At 68.2% G+C, this 24,013-nt stretch carries 14 protein-coding genes; 10 read left to right on the top strand and 4 right to left on the bottom strand.

The window, feature by feature from the left end:
* Window positions 1-177 precede the first annotated feature (177 nt).
* The 8 genes from B3K53_RS00920 to B3K53_RS00885 all read left to right on the top strand — a co-directional run bounded on the left by B3K53_RS00920 (window position 178) and on the right by B3K53_RS00885 (window position 12,567).
* Window positions 178-1,497 (top strand): aspartate aminotransferase family protein, encoded by a 1,320-nt coding sequence (locus B3K53_RS00920; protein ID WP_292082095.1) that lies wholly within the window; start codon window positions 178-180, stop codon window positions 1,495-1,497.
* Between the two features lie 28 nt (window positions 1,498-1,525).
* On the top strand, window positions 1,526-3,745 hold the full coding sequence (locus tag B3K53_RS00915) for a TonB-dependent receptor (protein ID WP_292082093.1): 2,220 nt from the start codon (window positions 1,526-1,528) through the stop codon (window positions 3,743-3,745).
* Between the two features lie 78 nt (window positions 3,746-3,823).
* Window positions 3,824-5,404, top strand: coding sequence for an alkaline phosphatase D family protein (locus B3K53_RS00910; RefSeq protein WP_292082091.1), 1,581 nt, complete (start codon window positions 3,824-3,826; stop codon window positions 5,402-5,404).
* Between the two features lie 23 nt (window positions 5,405-5,427).
* Window positions 5,428-6,282, top strand: a complete 855-nt coding sequence (locus B3K53_RS00905; protein WP_292082089.1) for an acid phosphatase — start codon at window positions 5,428-5,430, stop codon at window positions 6,280-6,282.
* Window positions 6,283-6,396: 114 nt separating this feature from the next.
* Window positions 6,397-8,976, top strand: a complete 2,580-nt coding sequence (locus B3K53_RS00900; RefSeq protein WP_292082086.1) for an ABC transporter substrate-binding protein — start codon at window positions 6,397-6,399, stop codon at window positions 8,974-8,976.
* Window positions 8,973-9,827 carry an ABC transporter permease gene (locus B3K53_RS00895; RefSeq protein WP_292082085.1) on the top strand — a complete coding sequence of 285 codons (855 nt, stop codon included), beginning with the start codon at window positions 8,973-8,975 and terminating at the stop codon, window positions 9,825-9,827. Before B3K53_RS00900 ends, B3K53_RS00895 begins: the two co-directional genes overlap by 4 nt.
* 2 nt (window positions 9,828-9,829) lie before the next feature.
* Entirely contained in the window at window positions 9,830-11,446 is a 1,617-nt protein-coding gene (locus tag B3K53_RS00890) for an ABC transporter ATP-binding protein (protein ID WP_292082082.1), read from the top strand.
* Complete coding sequence (locus B3K53_RS00885) at window positions 11,443-12,567, top strand: P1 family peptidase (RefSeq protein WP_292082080.1); 1,125 nt, start codon at window positions 11,443-11,445, stop codon at window positions 12,565-12,567. The genes B3K53_RS00890 and B3K53_RS00885 overlap by 4 nt, the downstream gene beginning before the upstream one ends.
* 29 nt (window positions 12,568-12,596) lie before the next feature.
* Here B3K53_RS00885 and B3K53_RS00880 read toward each other — a convergent pair whose 3' ends face one another.
* Both B3K53_RS00880 and ggt read right to left on the bottom strand, forming a co-directional pair.
* Window positions 12,597-15,068: a zinc-dependent metalloprotease gene (locus B3K53_RS00880; RefSeq protein ID WP_292082078.1), complete on the bottom strand. Its 2,472-nt coding sequence runs from the start codon at window positions 15,066-15,068 to the stop codon at window positions 12,597-12,599.
* Window positions 15,069-15,103: 35 nt separating this feature from the next.
* Window positions 15,104-16,843 (bottom strand): gamma-glutamyltransferase, encoded by a 1,740-nt coding sequence (gene ggt, locus B3K53_RS00875; protein ID WP_292082076.1) that lies wholly within the window; start codon window positions 16,841-16,843, stop codon window positions 15,104-15,106.
* 392 nt (window positions 16,844-17,235) lie between these two features.
* Here ggt and B3K53_RS00870 point away from each other — a divergent pair, with 392 nt between their 5' ends.
* Window positions 17,236-20,217, top strand: coding sequence for a TonB-dependent receptor domain-containing protein (locus B3K53_RS00870; protein ID WP_292082075.1), 2,982 nt, complete (start codon window positions 17,236-17,238; stop codon window positions 20,215-20,217).
* Between the two features lie 82 nt (window positions 20,218-20,299).
* Window positions 20,300-21,751, top strand: a complete 1,452-nt coding sequence (locus tag B3K53_RS00865) for an amidohydrolase (RefSeq protein ID WP_292082074.1) — start codon at window positions 20,300-20,302, stop codon at window positions 21,749-21,751.
* Window positions 21,752-21,979: 228 nt separating this feature from the next.
* Here the strand turns inward: B3K53_RS00865 and B3K53_RS00860 are convergent, their stop codons facing one another.
* Window positions 21,980-22,429 (bottom strand): low affinity iron permease family protein, encoded by a 450-nt coding sequence (locus B3K53_RS00860; RefSeq protein ID WP_292082072.1) that lies wholly within the window; start codon window positions 22,427-22,429, stop codon window positions 21,980-21,982.
* A gap of 33 nt (window positions 22,430-22,462) precedes the next feature.
* On the bottom strand, window positions 22,463-23,956 hold the full coding sequence (locus B3K53_RS00855) for an amidase (protein WP_409515789.1): 1,494 nt from the start codon (window positions 23,954-23,956) through the stop codon (window positions 22,463-22,465).
* Window positions 23,957-24,013 lie beyond the last annotated feature (57 nt).

The raw sequence follows: 24,013 nt of genomic DNA, 5'->3' as shown, positions 1-24,013 counted from the left end.
CGCCGCCGGGCTGGGAGGTGTCCGTACGCCTTCCAGCCCGCCCCCTGATCGGGGCGCCCACTTTCCTGATCGTGCAACGTTCAAGTCACAAAAAATCAAAGACTTATGGCGCGCGAATAACAGGCTTCCTTTCCCCTGACATTCATCGACTACTGGGCGTTCTGAAAGGATGTCTGCATGACCGCACGGGCCGCCAACGACCTTGATCCCTTCTGGATGCCGTTCACCGCGAACCGCAGCTTCAAGGCGCATCCGCGGCTGTTGGCCTCGGCCAGGGACATGCACTACTTCACCCCGGACGGTCGCCCGATCCTCGACGGCACCGCCGGTCTGTGGTGCGTCAACGCTGGCCACGCCCGCAAGCCGATCGTCGAGGCGATCCAGCATCAGGCCGAGGTCCTCGACTACGCCCCGACCTTCCAGCTGGGGCACCCCCTGGTGTTCGAACTGGCCGCCCGTCTGGGGATGTTCTTCCCCGCCGACATCAACCACGTCTTCTTCGCCGGCTCAGGCTCGGAGGGCGTCGACAGCGCCCTGAAGATCGCCCTCGCCTGCCAGCGGGCGCGCGGCTTCGAGAACCGCACCCGTCTGATCGGACGGCAGAAGGGCTACCACGGCGTCGGCTTCGGCGGCATTTCCGTCGGCGGCCTGGAGAACAACAGACGCGGCTTCCCGACCCTGCCGGGCGTCGACCACCTGTCGCACACGCTGAACCTGGAAGAAGCCGCCTTCTCGCGCGGCCAGCCGGCCTGGGGCGCGCACCTGGCCGATGAACTGGAGGTCCTGATCGCTGAGCACGGCGCCGAGACCATCGCCGCCGTCATCGTCGAGCCCCTGTCCGGCTCGGCGGGCGTCATCGTCCCGCCGGTCGGCTATCTGGAGCGGCTGCGCGAGATCACCGCCCGCCACGGCATCCTGCTGATCTTCGACGAGGTCATCACCGGCTTCGGCCGCGTCGGCGGGGCCACGGCGTCCGAAACCCTCGGCGTCATTCCCGACCTGCTTGTCTGCGCCAAGGGCCTGACCAACGGCGCCGTGCCGATGGGCGCGGTCGGCGTGCGCGGCGAGATCTATGACGCCGTGGTCAATCAGGCCGCCGCGCCGGGCATCGAGTTCTTCCACGGCTACACCTATTCGGGCCACCCGCTGGCCGCCGCCGCAGGGCTCGCCACGCTGGACGTCTACGAGAACGAAGGCCTGTTCCAGCGCGCGACCGAAATGGCGCCCTACTGGGAAGAGGCCGTGCACAGTCTGAGGGGGCTGCCGCACGTCATCGACATCCGCAACCTGGGCATGGTGGCGGCCATAGAACTGGCGCCGCGCCCCGACGCGCCCGGCGCTCGGGCCATGGAAGTGTTCCACACCGCCTTCGACGAAGGAATTCTGATCCGTGTGACCGGAGATGTCATCGCCCTGTCGCCTCCGCTGATTATCAGCCGCGCGCAGATCGATGAGATTATCGATCACCTGTCACAGATCATTCGTCGCACGACATAAATCTATCATCGACGACGAGGGGGATAATATGAACAAGTTACTGCTCAGCGCTTCCATCAGTATCCTGACGATTGCTGCATCGTCTGTCGCATCCGCTCAATCTACTTCAAATAACAACGATCAAATCGCAACAACGATTGGCGAAATCATCGTCACCGCTCAACGTCGCGAACAGGCCAGCCAGGACGTCGGCGTCTCGCTGAGCGTCATCGGCGGCGAGCAACTGGACGAAAAGGGCATCTCGGTCGTCAACGACCTGGAGAACGCCGTCCCCAACATGGAGGTCGACAGCCAGTTCGGCGGCGGCCAGCCCCAGTTCCGCATCCGCGGCATCGGCGCCCGCGAATACTCCTCGAACAACGCCTCGACCGTCGGCATCTATGTCGATGAAGTCGCCCACCCCTATACGGTGACCACCCAAGGGGCCTTGTTCGACATCGCCCGCATGGAAGTGCTGCGCGGCCCGCAAGGCACCCTGTATGGCCGCAACACCACCGGCGGCGCCGTCAACATCATCACCAACGCCCCGACCGCCGACTTCCGCGCCGGCTTCAACGCCGAGTACGGCACGTTCGACCGCTACAAGGTCGAGGGCTACGTCTCCGGCCAGATCGCGCCGAACCTGCTGGGCCGCCTGGCCGCCGTCACCGAACAGGGCGGCGCCTGGCAATACCATCGCGACACCGGCGAGAAGCTGGGCGACCTGAACAAGACCGCCATCCGGGGCCGCCTGACCTGGGACGCCAGTGAGGACGTCACCGTCGATCTGGCCGCCACCTATTCGGTCGATAAGTCCGACGGCCGCGGCTTCCGCCTGCTGGGCCCGTACGCGGTCTCGGGCGGCGCCGTGACCTATCCCAAGGACACCGCCTGGCGCATCACCGGGTGGGGCATCTCGCCCGCCATGGCGGCCGTGGCCGGGGTCGGCCTGAACGCCAAGCCCTTCCGCGACAACGATGGCTTTGACCTCAGCGCCCGCATCAAGGCCAATCTCGGCTGGGCAGACCTGACCTCGATCACCGCCTACCAGACCTTCTCGCGTAGCGAGTTCAACGACTGGGACGGCACGCGCTTCAACGAGTCAAACGTCTTCTTCTACAACGACATCGACGTCTTTGCTCAGGAACTGCGTCTGAGCTCCAATGACGACGGTCCGCTCAGCTGGATGGTCGGCGCCCACTATGCCGACGAAAGCATCGACGGCGGCTTCTACACAAACTTCCGGGGCAACGCGAACCTGATCAACACCGGCTACGGCCAGTCGGTGTCGGCCTTCGGCATCTTCACCCACAACTCCTATCAGGTGAACGACAAGCTCAACCTGATCGCCGGTCTGCGCTGGGAAACCGAGGAGCGGACCCTGGACAGCGGCGGCACCTTCGTCGCCCCCAACCCGCCCCCGCCGACGACCAGCTACGACACCGACCTGAACGAGGTCTCGGGCCGTCTGGGTCTGGAATACAAGCTGACCGACGACGCCCTGTTCTACGCCAGCGTGGCGCGCGGGGTGAAATCGGGCGGCTTCACCACCTACAACGCCACCTCGGCGACACCCTTCAAGCCGGAAATCGTCATCGCCTATGAGGCCGGGATCAAGTCGGACCTGTTCGACCGCCGCCTGCGTCTGAACGGCGCCCTCTTCTACTACGACTACAAGGACCAGCAGGTTCAGGGCCTGGAGTACGACCGCCTGACCGGCCGCCTGGGCAAGATCACCAACGTGCCCAAGTCGCACATCATGGGCGGCGAGATCGAGCTGACCTGGGTGCCGCTGGACGGCCTGACCATCAGCCAGAACATCGGCTACAAGACCGGCGAGTATGACGAATACTTCGCCATCGACGGCGCCAAGACCGACGCCGCCAACCCGGTCAACGGTCCGTGGGACGTCATCATCGCCAACGACCGTTCCGGCGAACGCCTGTCCTTCCCCAAGATGAACTACGGCGGCTCGATCGCCTATGACTGGGGCTTGGCCGGCTGGGACCTGCGCGCCGAGACCAACTACAACTATCGCGACGAGCTCTATTCGGTCAGTTCCTCGTCGATCATCGACGCCTACTGGTTGTGGAACGCCAACTTCAGCGTCGCCCCGACCGGCGCCAACTGGCGCGTGGGCCTGTGGGGCCGCAATCTCTTCAACACCTACTACGAAGAGACCCGCAACGGCTTCAACGGCTCGGCCCGTCCGACCACCTCGCCCAGTCAGGGCCGCACCTACGGCGTGCGCCTGTCGATGGACTTCTAACCCTCTCCCCCGAAGGGGCGGGTCGGCTTCGGTCGGCTCGCCCCCGCCTTTTCCCGTTTTCCACGGACCGCCAGTGTCATGAGTTTCCCGTCCTCCCGCCTTGATCGCCGCGCCCTGCTGACGGGCCTGGTCGTCGCGCCGGCCGTCCTCAGCTTCGGTCGGGCCCAGGCGGGCGGCGCCTACCTGTTCCCGCTCGGCGTCGCCAGCGGCGACCCGACCCACGACGGCTTCGTCATCTGGACCCGGCTGGCGACGGACCCGCTTGCCGCCGACGGCCTGGGGGGCCTGTCCGGGGACATCCCCGTGCGCTGGGAAGTCGCCGCCGACGACCAGTTCCGTCGCATCCTCGCCGCCGGCGACACAACCGCTTCGGCCGACGCGGCGCACAGCCTGCATGTCGAGGTCGCGGGCCTCGCCTCCGGCCGCCCCTACTGGTACCGCTTCACCGCCCAGGGTCAGCAGAGCCCGACCGGCCGCGCCCTGACCACGCCCGCCCCGAACGCCCATGCCGACCGCCTGCGCCTGGCCGTCGCCTCCTGCTCGCACTGGGAGCGCGGCTATTTCAGCGCCTATGGCCATATGGCCGACGAAGCCCCGGACCTGACCCTGTTCCTGGGCGACTACATCTATGAATACAGCCTGGGGCCGGACCGCGCCGACCAGGTGGTGCGTCCCTACAACCTCGAAGAAGCCACGACCCTGGCGGGCTATCGCAACCGCTACGCCCTGCACCGCACCGACGCCAACCTGCAGCGCCTGCACGCCGCCGCCCCCTGTCTCGCCGTCTGGGACGACCACGAGGTTCAGGACGACTATTCCGGCGTCTGGTCCAAGGTCTCGGGCGTCACCCCGACCGACTTCCTGCAGCGCCGCGCCGCCGCCTATCAGGCCTTCTACGAGGCCATGCCGATCCGCCGCACGCGCCTGAGCGCCGCCATGCAGATGCCCATCTATCGCCGCGTCCGCTATGGCCAGTTGGCCGAGTTCTTCATGCTGGACGGCCGCCAGTACCGCTCGAAACAGCCGTGCAGCGACGGCGCCAACGGCGGCAAGGGCCAGATCGTCACGGACGCAACCTGCACCGACCGCATGGATCCGTCGCGCACCTTCCTCGGATTCGAGCAGGAGCGCTGGCTCTACGACGGCCTGGCCCGCGCCGAGGCGCGCTGGAACATCCTGGGCCAGAACCTGGTCATGGCGGGCCTGCGTCTGGCCCGCAGCCCGGCCGAGGAAAACCGCTACTGGACCGACACCTGGGACGGCTTCCCCGCCGCCCGCGACCGCCTGACCAGCGCCCTGTCCGAGCTGAAACCGTCCAACCCCGTGGTCCTCAGCGGCGACTACCACTCCTTCTGGACCAATGACGTGAAGCTGGACAGCCGCGACCCGTCGTCGGCCACCGTAGCCACCGAGTTCGTCGGCACCTCCATCACATCGACCGGCCCCAGCTACGACGGCCTGATGGCCGTCATGCCCAACAATCCCCAGGTGAAGTTCTTCGACAGCCGCCAGCGCGGCTATATGTCGATCGACGTGCGCCCCGACCGCATGGACACGCGCTATCAAGTCATCAGCGACGTACGCGACCCAAAGGCCAGCCTGTCGACCCTGAAATCCTGGACCGTGGAGTCGGGCCGCCCCGGCGCCGTCGCCGCATGATCCCCTTCCACCGGAGCTTCCTCATGACCCAGCCGCGCCTCGCCTCCTCTCTCGTCGCGATGAGCCTGGCTCTGGCCCTGAGCGGGACCTTGGGCGGCTGCGCCGGCGCGGTTGCGACTCAAACGGCCGCCGTCGATACGCCGGCGCCCGCTGCCTTCTGGACCGGCTTTCGCGACCATCCGCACGGCTATCTGACGGCCGAGAACACGCCCAACGCCGCCAACTTCCTGCCGCCCCCGCCCGCCGAGGGCTCGCTGCGCGAACAGGCCGACATCGCCGCCTATCGCGAGATGCGGTCGCTCGAAGGGACCGAACGCTGGGTCATCGCCCGCGCCGACAACGAGATCGAGACGCCCGGCGCTCCGCGCGCCTTCGACTGCGCCTTGGGCTTCAAGTTCGAGCCCGAGAAGATGCCGACCCTGACCCTGCTGATGGGCAAGATGCTGGGCGATCTGGAGATGATCCAGACCCCGGCCAAGAAGGGCTGGTTCCGCAAACGTCCCTTCGTGGTCGAATCCCTGCCGACCTGCATCGCGCCGGAAAGCTGGCTGGGGGCCAGCGGTTCCTATCCGTCAGGTCACTCGGCCCTGGGCTGGGCCTGGGCCCTTGTGCTGGCCGAACTGGCGCCGGACCGCGCCGATCAGATCCTGCGCCGCGGCCTGGCCTATGGTGAAAGCCGCGCGGTCTGCGGCGTCCACTATCCCAGCGACGTCGAGGCGGGCCGTATCGTCGGCGCGACCATCGTCACCCGGCTGAAAGCTGACCCGGTCTTCCAGGCCGACTTCGCCAAGGCCAAGCTCGAGTTCGAGGCCGCCCGCGCCGCCGCAACCGAAGCGACAGCCGCCTGCCCCGCCTCGCTGGCGCGCCAGCCTTGGTGAGGCGCGCTTATTCGATGGCGTGACACGAAATCCATGACGTAGGCTGACGAAGATCGGCCGCGTCGCCGAGGGGGAGATCAAGGCAAGGTGACGAAAACAGGGGCGAGGACTTCGGTGATCGGGCGGGCGCGACGCGGGCTGGCGGCGCGGCTGCTGTTTGCCCTGACGCTGACCCTTTCGCTCGCCCTGCACGGCGCCCCGTCCCACGCCCAGACGCCCGCCGCCCGCGACCGCCTGATCCTGGGCCTGCCGCTGGAGCCGCCGAACCTCGACCCGACCTCGGGCGCGGCGGCCGCGGTGGACGAGGTGGTTTACGCCAACGTCTTTGAGGGCCTGACCAGGCTGACGCAGAACGGCGCCGTCGCCCCGTCCCTGGCTGAGACCTGGGAGGCCGCACCCGACGGCCTGACCTGGACCTTCCATCTGCGGCGCGGCGTGACCTTCTCCGACGGCTCGCCGTTCGACGCCTCGGTCGCCAAATTCTCTCTCAACCGCATCACCGCCAAAGACTCGACCAACGCCCAGAAGGCCCTGTTCGAGCCGATCCGCAACGTCGAGGTCGTCGATCCGGCGACCCTGCGCATCCATCTGTCGCGGCCTATGGCGACCCTGCCCTATGTCTTGGCCTGGGGCGACGCGGTGATGGTATCGCCGAACAGCGCCGCGACCAACGCCGTCACGCCGGTCGGCACCGGCCCGTTCAAGCTGCAGGGTTGGCAGCGCGGCAGCCAGCTGACCCTCGTCCGCCGCGACGGCTACTGGGGCACGCCGCCGCGCCTGAACACCGTCGTCTTCCGCTTCATCAGCGACCCGACCGCCGCCTTCGCCGCCGTCAGCGCGGGCGACGTGGACGCCTTTCCCAACTATCCCGCCCCCGAGAACGTCGCCCAATTCCAGCGCGACCCGCGTTTCCGCGTCGTCGTCGGCGCATCCGAGGGCAAGGTCATCCTGGGGATCAACAACACTAAGGCCCCGTTTAACGATGTGCGGGTGCGCCGCGCCCTGTCCTACGCCATCGACCGCGAGGCCCTGATTCAGGGGGCCATGTTCGGCTTCGGCCAACCGATCGGCAGCCACTATTCGCGTCAGGCACCGGGCTATATCGACCTGACCGGCCTATACCCGCATGATCCGGCCAAGGCGCGCGCCCTGTTGGCCGAAGCGGGCTATCCCAACGGCATCGACGTGACTCTTCGCCTGCCGCCCCGCCCCTACGCCCGGCGCAGCGGCGAGGTGCTGATCTCGCAACTGGCCGAGGCAGGCATCCGCGCGAAGATCGAAAATCTGGAATGGGCGCAGTGGCTGGATCAGGTGTTCAAGCGCCGCCAGTTCGACCTGACCATCGTCGAGCACGTCGAGCCGATGGACTACGACATCTTCGGCCGCAAGGACTACTATTTCGGCTACGACAGCCCCGCCTTCGACGCCCTGTTGGCCGAGGTCAACGCCGCCCCGGACGAGCCGACGCGCGACCGCCTGCTGGGCGATCTGCAACGCCGCATCGCCGATGACGCGGTCAACGGCTTCCTGTTCCAGTCCTCGCGCATCGGCGTGTGGAAGGCGGACCTGAACGGCCTGTGGATCAACGGTCCCATCGCCGCCAATGACGTCACCGGCGCCTACTGGACCGGCGCGGGCGCGGCTGCGACCGCCAGCGCCGAGCGCGCGGGCGGCGGTTTGCCTTGGGGCTGGATCAGCCTGATCGCGGGCGTCGCCCTGCTGGCCTTCGTCGCCTGGCGTTTCGGCGCGGCCTGGCTGCTGAAGAAGCTGGGCGGCCACGCCCTGACCCTGCTGGCGGCGACCGTGGTCATCTTCCTGCTGCTGCAGGTCGTGCCCGGCGACCCGGCCAGCTACATGATGGGGCTGAACGCCAGCCCGGAAGCCATCGCCGCCCTGCGCCAGCAGATGGGCCTCGAAGGTTCCGGCCTTGAGCGTTACTTCGCCTGGCTCGGCGACCTGCTAACCGGCCATTTCGGGACCAGCTACACCTATCAGGTGCCGGTCGGCGGCCTGATCGCGGAACGTCTTGCGGTGTCGGCGCCGCTGGCCCTGATGGCCACCGTCCTGTCGCTGGCCGTCGCCCTGCCCATCGGCGTCACCGCCGCCAGCCGCCGGGGAACCGCCGTCGACACCGGCCTGATCGGCGTGACCCAGGTCGGCGTCGCCCTGCCCAACTTCTGGATCGCCATGCTGCTGATCCTGCTGTTCTCAGTAAACCTCGGCTGGTTCTCGGCCGGCGGCTTCCCCGGCTGGGACCAAGGCTTCTGGCCCGGCTTCAAGGCGCTGATCCTGCCTGCCGTGGCCCTGGCCGCGCCGCAAGCCGCCATCCTCGCCCGCGTGCTGCGCACCGCCCTGCTCGACACCATGAACGAGGACTATGTCCGCACCGCCCGCGCCAAGGGGCTGTCAGTCAATCAGGCCCTGTGGCGGCACGCCCTGCGCAACGCCTGGATCCCCGTCCTGACCATTCTGGGACTGCAATTCCCCTTCCTACTGGCGGGCGGCATCATCATCGAGAACGTCTTCTCCCTGCCCGGCCTCGGCCGTCTGGTCTTCCAGGCCATCACCCAGCGCGACCTGATCGTGGTGCAGAGCGTGGTGGTGGTGCTGGTCTTCGCGGTGGTTCTGGTCAGCTTCCTGATCGACCTCGCCTATCTGTTCGCCGATCCGCGCCTGAGGGGACGCCGCGCATGACCGACGCCCCCGCCGTCCCCGCCGCCAAGCCCCGCGTGCGCTGGCCCCTGTCGCTGATCGTCGGCGCGACGCTGACGACCGTCGTCCTGCTGACCGCCCTGCTGGCCCTCATCTGGACGCCCTATGACGTCGAGGCGGTGGACATCGCCGCCAAGCTGACCGCCCCCTCCGCCGCCCACTGGATGGGCACGGATCACTTCGGCCGCGACGTGCTGTCGATGATCATGGCGGGGGCGCAGAACTCCCTGATAGTGGCCTTCGTCGCCGTCGGCATCGGCGTCGGGATCGGCACGCCCCTGGGCCTGACGGCGGCGGCGCGCGGCGGCTGGATCGACGAACTGGTAATGCGCGGCAACGATCTGATCTTCGCCTTCCCCGCCCTGCTGCTGGCCGTGATGATCACCGCCGTCATGGGGCCGGGCGCGATCAATGCGATCATCGCCATCGGCGTCTTCAACATCCCCGTCTTCACCCGCGTCGCGCGCGGCGCGGCGCAGGGACTGTGGACCCGCGAATACGTCCTGGCCGCCCGCACGGCGGGCAAGTCCAAGACCCTGATCTCGCTCCAGCACATCCTGCCGAACCTGATGAGCCTGCTGGTCGTCCAGGCCGCGATCCAGTTCGCCGTCGGCATCGTGGCCGAGGCCGGCCTGTCCTACGTCGGCCTGGGCGCCCAGCCGCCCGCCCCCAGCTGGGGTCGGATGCTGGCCGAGGCCCAGACCATGATCGGCTTCGCGCCCTGGCTGGCCATCATGCCCGGCCTGGCCATCTTCGTGACCGTGCTCGGCCTCAGCCTGACCGGCGACGGCCTGCGCGACCTGTTCGACCCGCGCGTGCGGCGGGAGCGTTGACCATGACCGTCCTCGACATCCGCGACCTCAGCCTGTCGATCGGTTCGACGCCGATCCTTAAGAACGTCAGCCTGTCGGTCGCCCCCGGCGAAATCCTCGGCCTTGTCGGTGAAAGCGGCTCAGGCAAGTCCATGACCTCCCTGGCCGCGCTGGGCCTGACGCCGCCGCGCGCGACCATGACGGGCGAGATCCGCCTGAACGGTCAGGTCATCTCCGGGGCCGCCGACGCCGCCCTGCAAAAGGTGCGCGGCCGCGACGTGGGCATCATCTTCCAGGAGCCGATGACGGCCCTGAACCCCGTCATGACCATCGGCGATCAGGTCGCCGAGACGGTCCGCCTGCACAAGAAGGCCTCGCGCAAGGAAGCCCTGGCCGCCGCCCGCGCCGTGCTGGACCGCGTCGGTCTGCCCGCCGAACGTTTCCCCCTGACCCGCTATCCGCACGAGCTGTCGGGCGGCCAGAGGCAGCGCGTCGCCATCGCCATCGCCATCGCCCTGACGCCCAGGCTGCTGATTGCGGACGAGGCGACGACGGCGCTGGACGTCACAACCCAGGCTCAGGTGCTGGACCTGCTGAAGCGGCTGGTGCGCGAGGACGGCATCGGCCTGATCCTCATCACCCACGACCTCGCCGTCGTGGCCGAAACCGCCGACCGCGTGGCGGTGATGAAGGGCGGCGAACTGGTCGAGGAAGCGCCCGTCGACCGCATCCGAACCGGCATGGCCCACGCCTATTCCCAACGCCTGCTGGCCAACGCCACCCATGCCCCGACGCGCCACAGCCGCCCGCAGGCCGACGCCGCCCCCGTGCTTCAGGTCGAGGGCCTTGTGCGCGAGTACGGCGGCGCCCCCGCGCTGTTCGGCAAATCAAAGACCTTCCGCGCCGTCGATCAGGTCAGCCTTTCGATCCAGCCCGGCGAGAGCGTCGGTCTGGTCGGCGAAAGCGGCTGCGGCAAGTCCACCCTGCTGCGCGCCATCCTCGCGCTGGAGACGCCGCAAGCCGGCCGCGTCCGGGTCAAGGGTCGCGACATCACCGCCGCGCGCGGCGACGCGCTGAAATCCATCCGCCGCGACATCCAGGTGGTGTTCCAGGACCCCTACGGCAGCTTTGATCCGCGCTGGAAGGTCAGCGATCTGGTCGCCGAAAACTTCCACCTGCTGGACGCCAAACCCACCCCCGTCGAAGCCCGCCGCCGCGTCGATGAAATGCTTGAGCGCGTCGGCCTGACCAGCAGCGCCGCCGACCGCTATCCGCACGAGTTCTCCGGCGGCCAGCGCCAGCGCATCGCCATCGCCCGCGCCCTGATCACCGAACCCTCGGTCATCTGTCTGGACGAGGCGGTGTCGGCGCTGGACGTTTCGGTGCGGGCGCAGGTGCTGGACCTGCTGGCCGACCTGTCGGATCGCCTCGGCCTGTCCTACCTCTTCGTCACCCACGACCTTACGGTCGTGCGGACGGTGACGGATCGCCTGCTGGTCATGCAGGCCGGAAAGATCGTCGAACAGGGCGCAACCGCCGCCGTCTTCGCCGCCCCTTCGCACCCCTACACGCAGAAACTTCTGGCGGCGACGCCGGATCTGGTCCGCAATCACGCTCTGGAAAAGGAAACCGCCGGATGAACCGCAGAACCGTCCTCGGCTCGGCCCTGATCGGCGCCGCAGCCTCCGCCGCCGGCGCTGCGAGCGCCAAACCGGCTGCCCAAAGCGCCGCCCGCGCCTCCGGCCGCACCGGGCCGCTGAACCTCATCACCGACGTCGAGGGCATCAAGATCGGTCAGGCCCATGATGCAAGCGTCCGCACCGGGGTCACCGTCATCCTCGCCGAAAAGCCCGCCGTCGCCGCCGTGGACGTGCGCGGCGGCGGCCCCGCCGGGCGCGAGACGGACGTCCTGCGCGCCGAAAACCTGGTGCAGGAGGTGGACGCCATCATCCTGTCAGGCGGCTCGGTCTATGGCCTGGGTTCGGCCGACAGCGTCGCCGCCTGGATGGGAATGCGCGGGCGCGGCTACGGCATGGGCGGCGCGCCGGGCGTGCCCCCCTCGCCCATCATCCCGACCGCCTGTCTCTACGACCTGGCCAACGGCGGAAACAAGCAGTGGGAGATGGAGCCGCCCTATCGCCGCCTGTCGGTTCAGGCGCTCGAGGCGGCCGGTGACCGTTTCGACCTGGGCACCGCCGGCGCCGGCTATGGCGCGGAAGCCGGCGCGTTGAAGGGCGGCGTCGGCTCGGCCTCGGCCGTCATGGCCTCCGGCTGGACGGTCGGCGCCATCGTGGCGGTCAACAGCGTCGGCTCGGTCGTGGCGCCGGGCGGCAAGAGCTTCTGGGCCGCGCCTTATGAGATCGGCGACGAGTTCGGCGGCCTCGGCTCATCGGGCCTGCACGCCTCGGCCGAGGACTGGGGCCTGTCCAAGTTCCGGCCCCAGCCGCGCGAGAACACCACCATCGCCTGCATCGCCACCGACGTCGCCCTGACTCGCGTGGAGCTTCAGCGCATGGCCATCATGGCCCAGGACGGCATGGCCCGCGCCATCCGTCCCGCCCACGCGCCTTTCGACGGCGACACCCTGTTCTGCCTGTCGACCGGCAAGAAGACGATCGACAACCCGGCCATGCGTCAGGTTGCGGTGGCTCAGCTCGGTAACGTCGCCGCCGACGTCCTGGCCCGCGCGGTGGCGCGCGGCGTCTATCACGCGACCAACTATGAGGGCGTCACCGGCAAGACCTGGCGGGAGATGAAGTAACCCTCTCCCGCCGGGAGAAGCCTACGTCATCAATGCCACTCGCCGCCGCCGATGGGGGCGCCCGGCGGCACGGCCTGCGCCACCGGCAGGGTCTCGCTGAGCGCCTTCAGCCCGTCGACCGGCCCGGTCAGAGCTTCGCCCAGGAAAGCGCACTGAGCCGTCTCCAGCCGGTCGCCGCGGCAGCGCTTCAACTGCTCGCCAAAGCGCCGCGCGCTGTCGCGCACCGCCCCTTGCGCCGTGGACGACAGGTCCTTGCTCTGGATCAGGGCGGCCAGATAGGCGGCGTAGCGCGCCCGCGTCACGCGGCGCAGTTCAGCCTGACGCGGGCTGAGATTCGCGCCCGGCCCCACGGCCGTCGCCACCCGGTCCAGAACCTCGGTCAAACCCAGTTGCCCCGCATCCCGACGCTGCTGCTCGACCAGGCGGTTCAGGCGCTCGGGCGCCAGCAGGGTCTCGAACACCACCTCGGACGCCGCCGCCGCCGCCGATGACGGGTCGAACACGGCGTCGGTCTTGCCTTCGAACAGCTCGATCTGCATCTGCCGGTCCGGGTTGCCCGACTGGGCCGAGGACAGCAGGTCGATCAGGTCGTCGCGCAGGTCCAACTCGGCCGGCGACAGGGCCTGCATCAGGGCCTCCAGCGCCGCGCGCTGCTTGTCAGCGGGCACGACTTCGGCCCGCTCATGGCCGTCGCCGCTGATGGCGTAGCCATAGTCCACGCCGCCGATCTGCCGCCCGACCGCGGTGGTCTGATAGCGGTGATAGAGATAGATCGGCACGATCACGCGGCGCAGGTCCGCCGCCGGCGCGCCCGCCGGCAGGTTGGCCAGGCCGAAGCGCGACAGGGCGATGCGACGCACGGCCATGACATTGCCGAACTCGGCGACCGGATCGGTCCCGTTGTCCCACATGGCGGCGTAGGGCTGCAGACTACCCAGGGGCCGGGTGTCGGTGTCGTTGACGAAGCGATAGCCCTTACCTTGCGCCTCCGCCGCCAGCCCGGCGCGACGGACGACCGGGTCCTGCCCCGGCGCATCGCCGTACAGCCAGTCCACCACATAGCGGTCCCAGGCTCCCACGCCCGTCGTATAGGCGCGGCTGAAGTCCAGACGCTCGCCGTCCGCGATCACCCAGGGCGCGGGATAGTCCATGACCGAGGCCCGGTCCTCATAGGTCGATGCGGCGAAGTTGTGAGCGATGCCCAGGGCATGACCGATCTCGTGCGCCGACAGGTGGCGCAGGCGCTGATAGGCCAGACGGTCCGGGTCGTCCTCGCCGCCCGTGCCGCTGCGGTCGGCGCCCACCAGACCCTCGAAGATCATCTTGTCCTGACGGTCGCGCAGCGAGCCCAGTTGCACCACGCCGCGCACGATCTCGCCGGTGCGCGGGTCGTTGACGCTGGTGCCGGTCGACCAGCCGCGCGTCTCGCGGTGGACCCACGATACGATGTTGTAGCGCGCGTCCATCGGGTGCGCCCCTTCGGGCAGCAGCTCGACCCGGAAGGCGTCTATGTATCCCGCCTTGTCAAAGGCTTGCGCCCACCAGTTGCCGCCCTCGATCAGGGCCTGACGGATGGCGGGTGGGGCGGCGCGGTCCACGTAGAAGACGATGGGCTTTTTCACCGTCGAGCGCGCGGCGGCGGGGTCGGTCTTCTCCAGCCGGAAACGGCGCGCCAGGCGGCTGACCACTGGCTGGTCCAGATCGGCGGCGAAGTCCGTCACCATGACCTGGGCCGATGTGCCCGAGCGCGGGTCATGCAGCACCGTCTGGAAGCCGTCGTCCGGCAGGCGAATAAAGGAATGGCGCACCGTCAGGGTGACCGAGCGCGATTCGGGCGAGACCCGCGACAACTCGGCCCCCGGCTCATCGCTGGTGAAGGTCTGGACCGTCTGGAACTCGACGTTCTCCGGGAAGACCAGGGTCTGATCGGCGTCGAGGTAGCCCAGGGTCGGGGCCGCCTTGAACGTGCCCAGCCGCGCCCGCTTCAGGCGTCCGACGGCGTTGACCGCGTCGCGCTCCAGAAAGCCCGACAGGTCGACGCTGACCGAACCGTCCGCCCCCGTCTCGACCACCTCGCCGGACCAGACCACCGACGGGGCGAAGGAGGCGGCGACCGCGTTCACCTGATCGGCGTCGGCGTCCACGGCGCGGAACCGGGTGTTCTCGAACTCGGCGAAGACGCGATTGCCCACCTTGCGGAAGGCCACGACCTGGGCCGACCCCAGGCCCGACCGGTCCAGACCGGCCCCGTCCATGCCCAGCCCCGCCGACAGACCGGGCTGATAGAGGTAGCGGCCCAGAACGCCGTCGGCGTCCGGCGCGGGCAGACGCACCGTCGCCTTGCCCTTCTGCCGGTCCAGTTTCACACCGAACAGGCCGTCCTGCCAGGCCGAGGCCGACGACGCTGCGGCGGCGGGGCTTCCCGTTTGCGCCAGCACCGGCGCCGCCCCCGCGGCCACGACCAGACCGGCGACGCTCGCCAGCAGAACCTTGCGCAACATGAGCCGCCCCCCGCGGTTGACTGAGACTGAAAGCCTTACTGGACGCCGAGCGCCAGGGCGTCGGGACGGCGCGTGTCCGCCGCGCCCAGGAATCGATCGCCCTCGATCATGATGGACTGGGTGCTGCCCATTGTCATGGACGGGCGGACCGTATGGCCGCGCTCGCGCAGCAGGCGTTCGACGTCGGGCGAGAAGCCGCCTTCCAGTTCCAGCGGGCTGTCGCCGCCGCCCTGGTTCAGACGCGGGCGCATGGCCGCCTCGGCGATGTTCAGCTGGTGGTCGATGACGTTGGAGATCAGCTGCACCATGGTGGCGATGATGTAGCCGCCCCCCGGCGTGCCGGTGACCAGCCAGGGCTTGTCGTCGTCAAACACGATCATCGGCGTGATGGTCGAGCCCAGCCGCTTGCCCGGCGCCGGTGAGTTCGGCTCTCCCCGCGTGCCCCACGAGAAGTTGTCCAGCGAGTTGTTCAGCAGGATGCCCGTCCCCACCGGGGCGACGTGGGCGCCGTAGGAGTTGGACAGGGTATAGGTGTTCGACACCGCATTGCCGTGGGCGTCGGCCACCGAATAGTGGGTCGTGTCCTGGCTCTCATACGGATAGGGGTTGCCCTCCGGGATGTCGGCGGCGGCTAGCGAGCGATCCATGCGGATCAGCTTGACCCGTTCGGCGGCGAATTCCTTGCTGGCCAGACCCTGCGCGGGCGTCGTCCACTGCGGCGCGCCGCCGATCAGGCGACGGTCCGAGGAGACGATCTTCATCGCCTCCGAGATCAGATGCAGGCTGTCGACGCTGCCCCAGCGCAGCTCGCGCATGGGGAAGTGCTCCAGCAGGTTCAGCCCCTCGGCCACGCTCACGCCCGAGGCGGTCGGCGGCATGTAGGCGATGCGATGATCGCGATAGGTGGACCAGATCGGCGCGGTCACGTCGGCGCGGTAATCCGCCAGATCCTGCGCATCCATGATCCCGCCGCGCGCCTGCACGCCCTCGACGATCTTCTTCGCCAGTTCGCCGCGATAGAAGGCGTCGGCCCCGCCCTGCTGCACCTGACGCAGGCTCCAGGCCAGCTGCGGCTGCTTGAACAGTTCGCCCGGGCGATAGGGCGTGCCGTCCGCCTTCAGATAGGCCTCGCGCGCGCCGGGATCAGTGGCCAGGACCGTGGCGCGGCCCGCCGTGGCGTCCGCCTCCCCGTCCGACAGGATGACGCCGTCCTCGGCCAGCTTGACCGACGGCGCCACGACCTGGGCCCAGGTCAGTGCGCCGAAGCGCTTGTGCGCCTCCCACATGCCCGCGACCGTGCCGGGCACCGAGACATTGCGGAAGCTGGAGGGCGCGCGCCGGTCGAACTTGCCGCTGTCGTCCAGCAGGAAGTCCGGCGTCACAGCGCGCGGCGCCGTGCCGTAATAGTTGATGGCGATGTCCTGGGCCGGGCGCTCCGCCGTCGCGGCCATATGCACGATCATGTAGCCGCCGCCGCCGATATTGCCCGCGCGCGGCAGGGTCACGGCCTCGGCGAAGGCGACCGCGACCGCCGCGTCCACGGCGTTGCCGCCCTGCCTCAGGATGTCGACGCCGACCTGGGTCGCCAAGGCGCTCTGGCTCACCACCATGCCGCCCCGCCCGATCGTCGGACTGTGGATCTGGCCATAGCTGACGATGTCGCCGCCGCTGCCGACCGCGGGCCGGGTCGGGACCGCCGCTTCCTGCGCCAGCGCGGGCGCCGCCGCCAACAGAGCCGCCGCGGCGACCGCCAGAATCTTCACGTGAGAACGCATAGCCACCCCGTCACAATTCGCGTCAAATTCATCGAAACATGAAGCCTGAAACCAGGCCGCGCTCGACGAAGAACGTCCGGATAGAGCGATAGCATTGCCGAAAGAGCGAACTCAAGGCCGTTTTGAGGTGATTACCTTGCTCGGAATCTTGAACAACAGCAATATTTGACCTTAAACGGTTGACGGCGCGATTGTGGCGGCTTCTAGTCAACCTCGAGACAGAACATCCGGGCCAGGCGCATTGCCATGTGCGGCGCCCGGCGTGCGTTTCATGCCTGCCAATCGTCCGACCGCCACCACTCGTGCCTCGGGGGATACCGAGCTCGATGACCACCACAGGGGATAACCAGACCATGCGTGCAGCCTTCGCTCGTCGAAGCTTGAAGACGGCCATGTTGGCCACCACGGCCCTGTTCGGCGCCGCGACCGGCGCCGTCGCTCAGGACGCCCCCGAGGAACAGGCCACCCAGGTCGACGAGATCGTCGTGGTCGGCTCGCAGATCCGCGGCGCCAAGGTGACCGCCGCCCTGCCCGTCACCGTGGTCGGCGAGGAGCAGATCCTGGCCGCCGCCGCCACCTCGGGCGACGAACTGCTGCGCACCATCCCCCAGATGGGCGACGTGACCTTCAACTCCTCCTACCTGCCCGCCAGCTCCAATTCGGCGCGCGGCGACACCGGCTCGGTCAACCTGCGCAGCCTCGGCATCGGCAACACCCTGGTGCTGCTGAACGGCCGCCGCGTCGTCGGCCACCCCACGTCCCAGGCCAACGAGCACCTGGTCCCGGTCCTGACCTACAACACCAACGCCATTCCGGTGTCGGGCCTGAAGCGGCTGGAAGTCCTGCGTGACGGCGCCGCCGCCATCTATGGCGCGGACGCGGTGGCCGGCGTGATCAACACGGTCCTGCGCGACGACATGACCGACTGGACCGTCTCGGCCCAGTACGGTTTCGCCGAAGGCACAGACATGTGGGAGACCAACTTCTCCCTCTACGGCGGCCAGGACATCGCCGAGGGACGCGGCAACGTCTCGCTCTTCTTCAACTACGACCACCGCGACGAGCTCTCGACGCTGGATCAGTCCTTCACCGCCTCTGACGACAAGCGGCCCCTGTTCGACGGCACGGGCTTCACCGGCTCGGCCTTGAACGGCCTGTCGTCGCTGACGCCCTGGGGCCAGTTCACCCTGCCCAGCGCCGCCTCCTACGGCGGTCAGAGCTTCACGACCTTCACCATCCAGCCCAGCACCCTGGCGGGCTGCGCCGCCGCCCTGGCCGACGGCCTGTGCCTTAAGCGGACGACCAATGTCGACGCCTCCCTGCTGGCGGACACGGCCAAGGAAGACCTGACCGTCGTGCCCGAGGTCGATCGCTTCAACCTCTTCCTGACCGGCCGCTATCAGATCAACGACGCGGTCGAGGCCTTCGGCGAACTGGGCGCCTATTACGCGCAATCCAATGCGCGCCAGGCCCCGATCAACACCCTGTCGTCGGTCGTCATGACCATCGCCGGGACCAACTACTACAACCCGTTCAAGCGGGACGTGCGCCTGACCGGTTACCGCTTCAACGACATGGGGCCGATCAATGTCGAGGTGACGAACGAGCAATTCCGCGCCCTCGGCGGCCTGCGCGGCGAATGGCGCGGCTGGAACTGGGAATCGGCCCTGCTCTGGTCCGAAGCCACCGCCAAGGACGTGTCCGACAACATCTCGACGACCCGGCTGGCGGAATGGGCGGCCAAGTCGACGCCTGACGCCTACAACTTCTTCAACGGCGGCGATCCGGCCAATCCGCGCTTCGGCGACGCCACCCCGTCGAATCAGGAAGCTCTGGACGCCATCCGCGTCGACATGGTGCGCAAGACCAAGACCGAGCTGGGCCTGTGGGACTTCAAGATCTCGCGTCCCGATCTATTCACCCTGCCCGGCGGCCCGGTCGGCATGGCGGCCGGCATCGAGGCGCGCACCGAGAGCCAGCTGGATGATCGCGACAGCCGGATCGACGGCACGATCCGCTACACCGACAAATCCGGCGCGACCTACAGCGACCTGATCAACTCGTCCGAAAACCCCGACACCTACGGCGAGCGCGACGTCTTCTCCGCCTATCTGGAGTTCGCCGCGCCCCTGGTGTCGCCGGAGATGAACATCCCCCTGGTGCATAACCTGGAGGTCCAGCTGGCCGGCCGCTTCGAGAACTATTCGGACTTCGGCGACGTGGCCAAGCCCAAGGTCGCCGCCGCCTGGGACATCGTCGACGGCTTCCGCGTTCGCGGCTCCTGGGCCCAGGGCTTCCGCGCGCCCAACCTGGAGCAGATCAACGCCACGGTGATCACCCGCTCCAACAGCTCGAACGACTACATCTACTGCGAGGCCCTGCTGCGTCGAGGAGCCATCACCGATATGAGCCAGTGCGGCGCAAGCACCGTCTCCGGCATCCCCAACAGCTTCGTGGACAAGGCCAACGCCAGCCAGACCCACGTCCGCAAGCTCACGGCCGAGCGCCGCTCCGGCAACCCCGACCTGCAGCCGGAAGAGTCCGAAACCCTGTCCTTCGGCCTAGTCGTTCAGCCCCGCTTCGTTCCCGAACAGTTCGGAAACTTCACCTTCACCGCCGACTGGTGGCAGGTCGAGCAGACAGGCATGGTCGGTCTGTTCCGCGGCCAGAACGCCCTGATCCTGGACTACCTGCTGCGCAAGCAGGGCAGCTCGAACCCCAATGTCGTGCGCGCCGATGCGACCGCCGCCGATCAGGCCATCTTCGCAGGCACCGGCCTGACCGCCGTCGGCGAGGTGCAATACATCACCGACGCCTACACCAACCAGCAGCCCCAGACCGTCGAGGGTCTGGATCTGGGCGCCATGTGGAGCCTGCGCGACACGGCTTACGGCGACTTCAGCCTGAACCTGAACGTCTCGCACCTGCTGAAATACTACCTGGAGCTGGCGCCGGGCGCTCAGGCCCTGGTGGACGCCAAGGAGAAGGGCGACATCGCTTCGTCGATCTCACTGGGCGGCAGCATGGGCGACATGATCCGCGATCTGGGTCGCCCCGAGTGGAAGTGGTCCCTGTCCGGCACCTGGCGTAAGGACGCCTGGACCGTCGGCGCCTTCACCCAGTACATCTCGTCCCTCTATGACGACAGCCTGACCAACTCTGCGGGCGACTACTGGACGGTGGACGCCACCATCACCGCCAACCTCTATGGCGAGTATCAGTTCGACGAGGGCCGTCTGGCCGGAACGGCCGTGCGCGTCGGCGTGCGCAACCTGACCGACGAGGAGCCGCCCCTGTCGGCCGCGGGCTTCGTCGGCACCGTCTATCAGCCCTATGGCCGCTACTGGTACGCCAGCTTCCGCAAGACCTTCTGATCCGGTCTTGATCCTCTCGGGCGGAAGGCGAGCCATCGTCTTCCGCCCTTCGTCTATTCGCCGTCCGTTTGTGGAGTTCCCGATGAAACCCGTCTCGATGCGCGCCCTGGCGCTCGCCGCCGCCCTGACCGGCCTCAGCCTCCCGGCCTTCGCCGCCGAACTGTCGCCCCAGGCCCGCGCCCAGATCACCGGCACGGTCGAGCGCAACCAGCCGGCCCTCGACCACGCGGCGCTCGAAATCTGGAAGTTCGCGGAGCTGGGTTATCAGGAGACCCAAAGCTCGAACCTGCTGCAGGGCCAGCTGCGCGAGGCCGGCTTCCAGGTCACGCCGGGCATCGCCAACGAACCCACCGCCTTCCTGGCCAGCTTCAAGAACGGCGACGGCCCGGTCATCGCGGTTCTGGCCGAATACGACGCCCTGCCCGGTCTGTCGCAGACGATGAACCCGGTGCAGGAAAGCGCCGGCGGCCACGCCGGTCACGGCTGCGGTCACAACCTGTTCGGCGCCGCATCCGTTCACGCCGCCATCGCGGTCAAGGACTGGATGGTCGCCAACAACATCAAGGGCGAACTGCGGGTCTATGGCACCCCCGCCGAGGAAGGCGGCTCGGGCAAGGTCTATATGGTCCGCGACGGCCTGTTCGACGACGTCGACGTGGCCGTCCACTGGCACCCCGGCAACGTCAACAGCGCCCGCCAGGGCGACACCATGTCCAACGTCTCGGGCAAGTTCCGCTTCTACGGCGTCTCGTCCCACGCCGCCGCCGCGCCCGACAAGGGCCGCTCGGCCCTCGACGGGGTCGAGGCCATGAACGCCATGGTCAATCTGATGCGCGAGCATATTCCCGACCGCACCCGCATCCACTACGCCATCACCGACGGGGCCAAGGCGCCCAACGTCGTCCCCGCCTTCGCCGAGAGCTACTACTACGTCCGCCACAACGACCCGCAGATCGTCCGCGACGTGCTGGAGCGGGTGAAGAAGGCGGCCGAAGGCGCGGCGCTGGGCACCGGCACCCGCGTCGAGTTCGAGGCCATCGGCGGCGTCTATTCCATGCTGCCGAACGAAGCCCTGATGAACGTCATGGACCGCAACCTGCGCCATGTCGGCGGCATCACCTGGACGCCCGAGGAAATCGCCCTCGCCACCGAAATCCAGAAGACCCTGCCGACCAAGCCCGACCTGGCCAGCGTCGGCACGATCGAGCCGGCCGTCATCGGCGGCGACTTCGGCGGCTCGACCGACGTTTCGGACGTCAGCTGGGTCGCACCCACCGTCGGCCTGTCCACCGCCACCTTCGTCCCCGGCTCGGCGGGCCACAGCTGGCAGAACGTCGTGGCCGCCGGCTCGACCATCGGCCTGAAGGGCGCGCACCTGGCCGCCAAGACCCTGGCCCTGACCACCGCCGAACTGTTCCAGAGCCCCGACACCATCGCCACGGCCAAGGCCGAGTTCGAGCGTCGCCGCGGACCGGACTTCAAGTACGAGGCCCTGCTGGGCGACCGCGCCCCCGCCCTCAACTACCGCGACTAAGACCCGCGCCCCTTCTCCCCTTGTGGGAGAAGGTGGCCCGTCCGGGCCGGATGAGGGGTGTCGGCGCAACATTGAAATCAATGTCGCTCGTCTACCTCGCCGCTCCAATCCCTGAAAATCACGGCGTTTGCGCGCCTCTCTGGCCCATTTGGCGCGCCCCCGTCCCTTTATGCGCCATCATGTCCTTCGGACCGTCGCCCCGGAGGGATTTCAGACTATTCAGACGAATTAGACTCTATTTTTCGCCGAGCCCTCGAGCGCGCCGTCCTCCTCGACACGAGAGGCCGGCCGTCCCCGGACCGCTCGAGCCGGTTGTCCGGCGTGGATGTCGCGCCCGCGCCGCTCGACCTCCTTGAGGATGACCGCCAGTTCCTTGTCGGTCAGATGCTCGATACCGATGAAACCCGCATCGGCCTTCTTCACCGCATAGACCAGCTCGTCCAGCTTGGCGTGCATGGCCGCCGCATCGCGGTTCTGGGTGTTCTGGATCAGGAAGACCATCAGGAAGGTGATGATGGTCGTGCCGGTGTTGATCACCAGCTGCCAGGTCTCGCTGAACTTGAACACCGGGCCCGTTACGGCCCAGCCCAGCACCAGCAGCAGACACAGGATGAAGGTCCACGGCCGTCCCGCGACCTTGGCCGTCGTGTTGGCGAAATGGTTGAACAGCTTTTCCATGGCCGTTTAACCCGCCTGAACGGCCGAGGTTGCTCAGAGGGCAGGCTGGGGCATGGGCGGCGGTCGGCGCTCATGCGTGGCCTGCTCATAGGCATGGCCCAGCGACAGGATGCGGGCGTCGTCCCACTTGCCGCCGATGAAGCTGAGGCCAACCGGCATCCCCCGGTCAAAGCCCATGGGCACGCTCAGGTGTGGATAGCCCGCCACCGCCGCCAACCGACTGGCCGAGCCCTGCATGTCGTCCTCGTCTTTGGGATCATTGGTCCAGGCGCGCGAGGTGGTCGGCGCGATCAGGGCCACGACGCGGTGCTCGGCCATCATCCGGTCGATGCCGTCCGGCCCTGCCGCCCGCAGCGACTTCGCCCGCGCCTCGACATAGGCGGGGTCGGTCAGGCCGCCAGTCGCCTGGGCCCGCTCAAACAGGTCCTGGCCAAACAACACCGTTTCGCGCGGTTCAGCGGCGTTGAAGGCGATGACGTCCGCCAGGGTTCGCGCCTTGACCTGAGCGGGGTCGGTCGAGGCCAGATAGAGGTTCAGATCGTGCTTCAACTCGGTCAGCAGGACCGTCAGCTCCCAGCCGCCGATGGCGCGCAGGTCGGGCGGGGCCTGTTCGATTTCGACCACCTCGGCCCCCGCCGCGCGCAGGGCGACCAGGGCCCGCTCGAACTCGGCGCGCGTCTCGGCCGAATAGGCGGGCAGCAGGAAGCGCATCACCCCGATGCGGGCGCCGCGCAGGCTGTTGGCGTCCAGCGCCGCGCGATAGTCGACCTTGCGCGCATCCGCCTCGACGGTGGCCGGATCGGCGGGATCGGAACCGGCGATGACGCTCAGGACGATGGCCGCGTCCTCGACCGTCGTGGCGATAGGCCCGGCGGTGTCCTGCGAATGGCTGATGGGCACGATGTGTGTGCGGCTGACCAGGCCCACGGTCGGCTTGAAACCAACCACGCCGTTGACCGAGGCCGGGCAGGTGATCGAGCCGTCCGTCTCGGTGCCGATGGCGATCGGCGCCAGTCCGATGGCCACCGCGACCGCGCTGCCCGAGGACGAGCCGCAGGGCGTGCGTTCCGGATCATAGGGGTTGCGCGTCTGGCCGCCCACCGCGCTCCAGCCACTGATGGACTGCGACGAGCGGATGTTGGCCCACTCCGACAGGTTTGTCTTGCCGAGGATGACAGCCCCCGCATCTCGCAGCCGCGCCACGATGGGCGCGTCACGGCCGGGCGCATGGCTGAGCAAGGCCAGCGAACCGGCCGTGGTCGGCATGTCGCGGTTTTCGATGTTGTCCTTGAGCAGAACCATCACGCCCTGCATCTGGGCGTTGCCTCCGTCCTGTATCCTCAAGGCGTCTGGCGGCGACCATCGCAGCACGCTTCGGTAGCGCTCATCCATGGTCTGCAGCATTCCGATGAACGACGCCGCAGAGGTCGCCCTCTCTCGGCAGATCTCGACATCTGCTCCATCCGGAATGGAACGTCCGCGCGCGGCGGCGTCGCGACGAATTTCGGCTTGCTCGGCAGGAGCCATCTGGCTGAGCAATCGGCAGCCGGAATGGGATGCCGTCGCCTGTGCGGCTGCCGGGGT

Origin of the sequence: Brevundimonas sp. UBA7506, assembly GCF_002479495.1 — a bacterium.
In the GTDB taxonomy this organism is placed as follows: Bacteria; Pseudomonadota; Alphaproteobacteria; order Caulobacterales; family Caulobacteraceae; genus Brevundimonas.
This window is presented reverse-complemented; position numbering and strand designations above follow the sequence as displayed.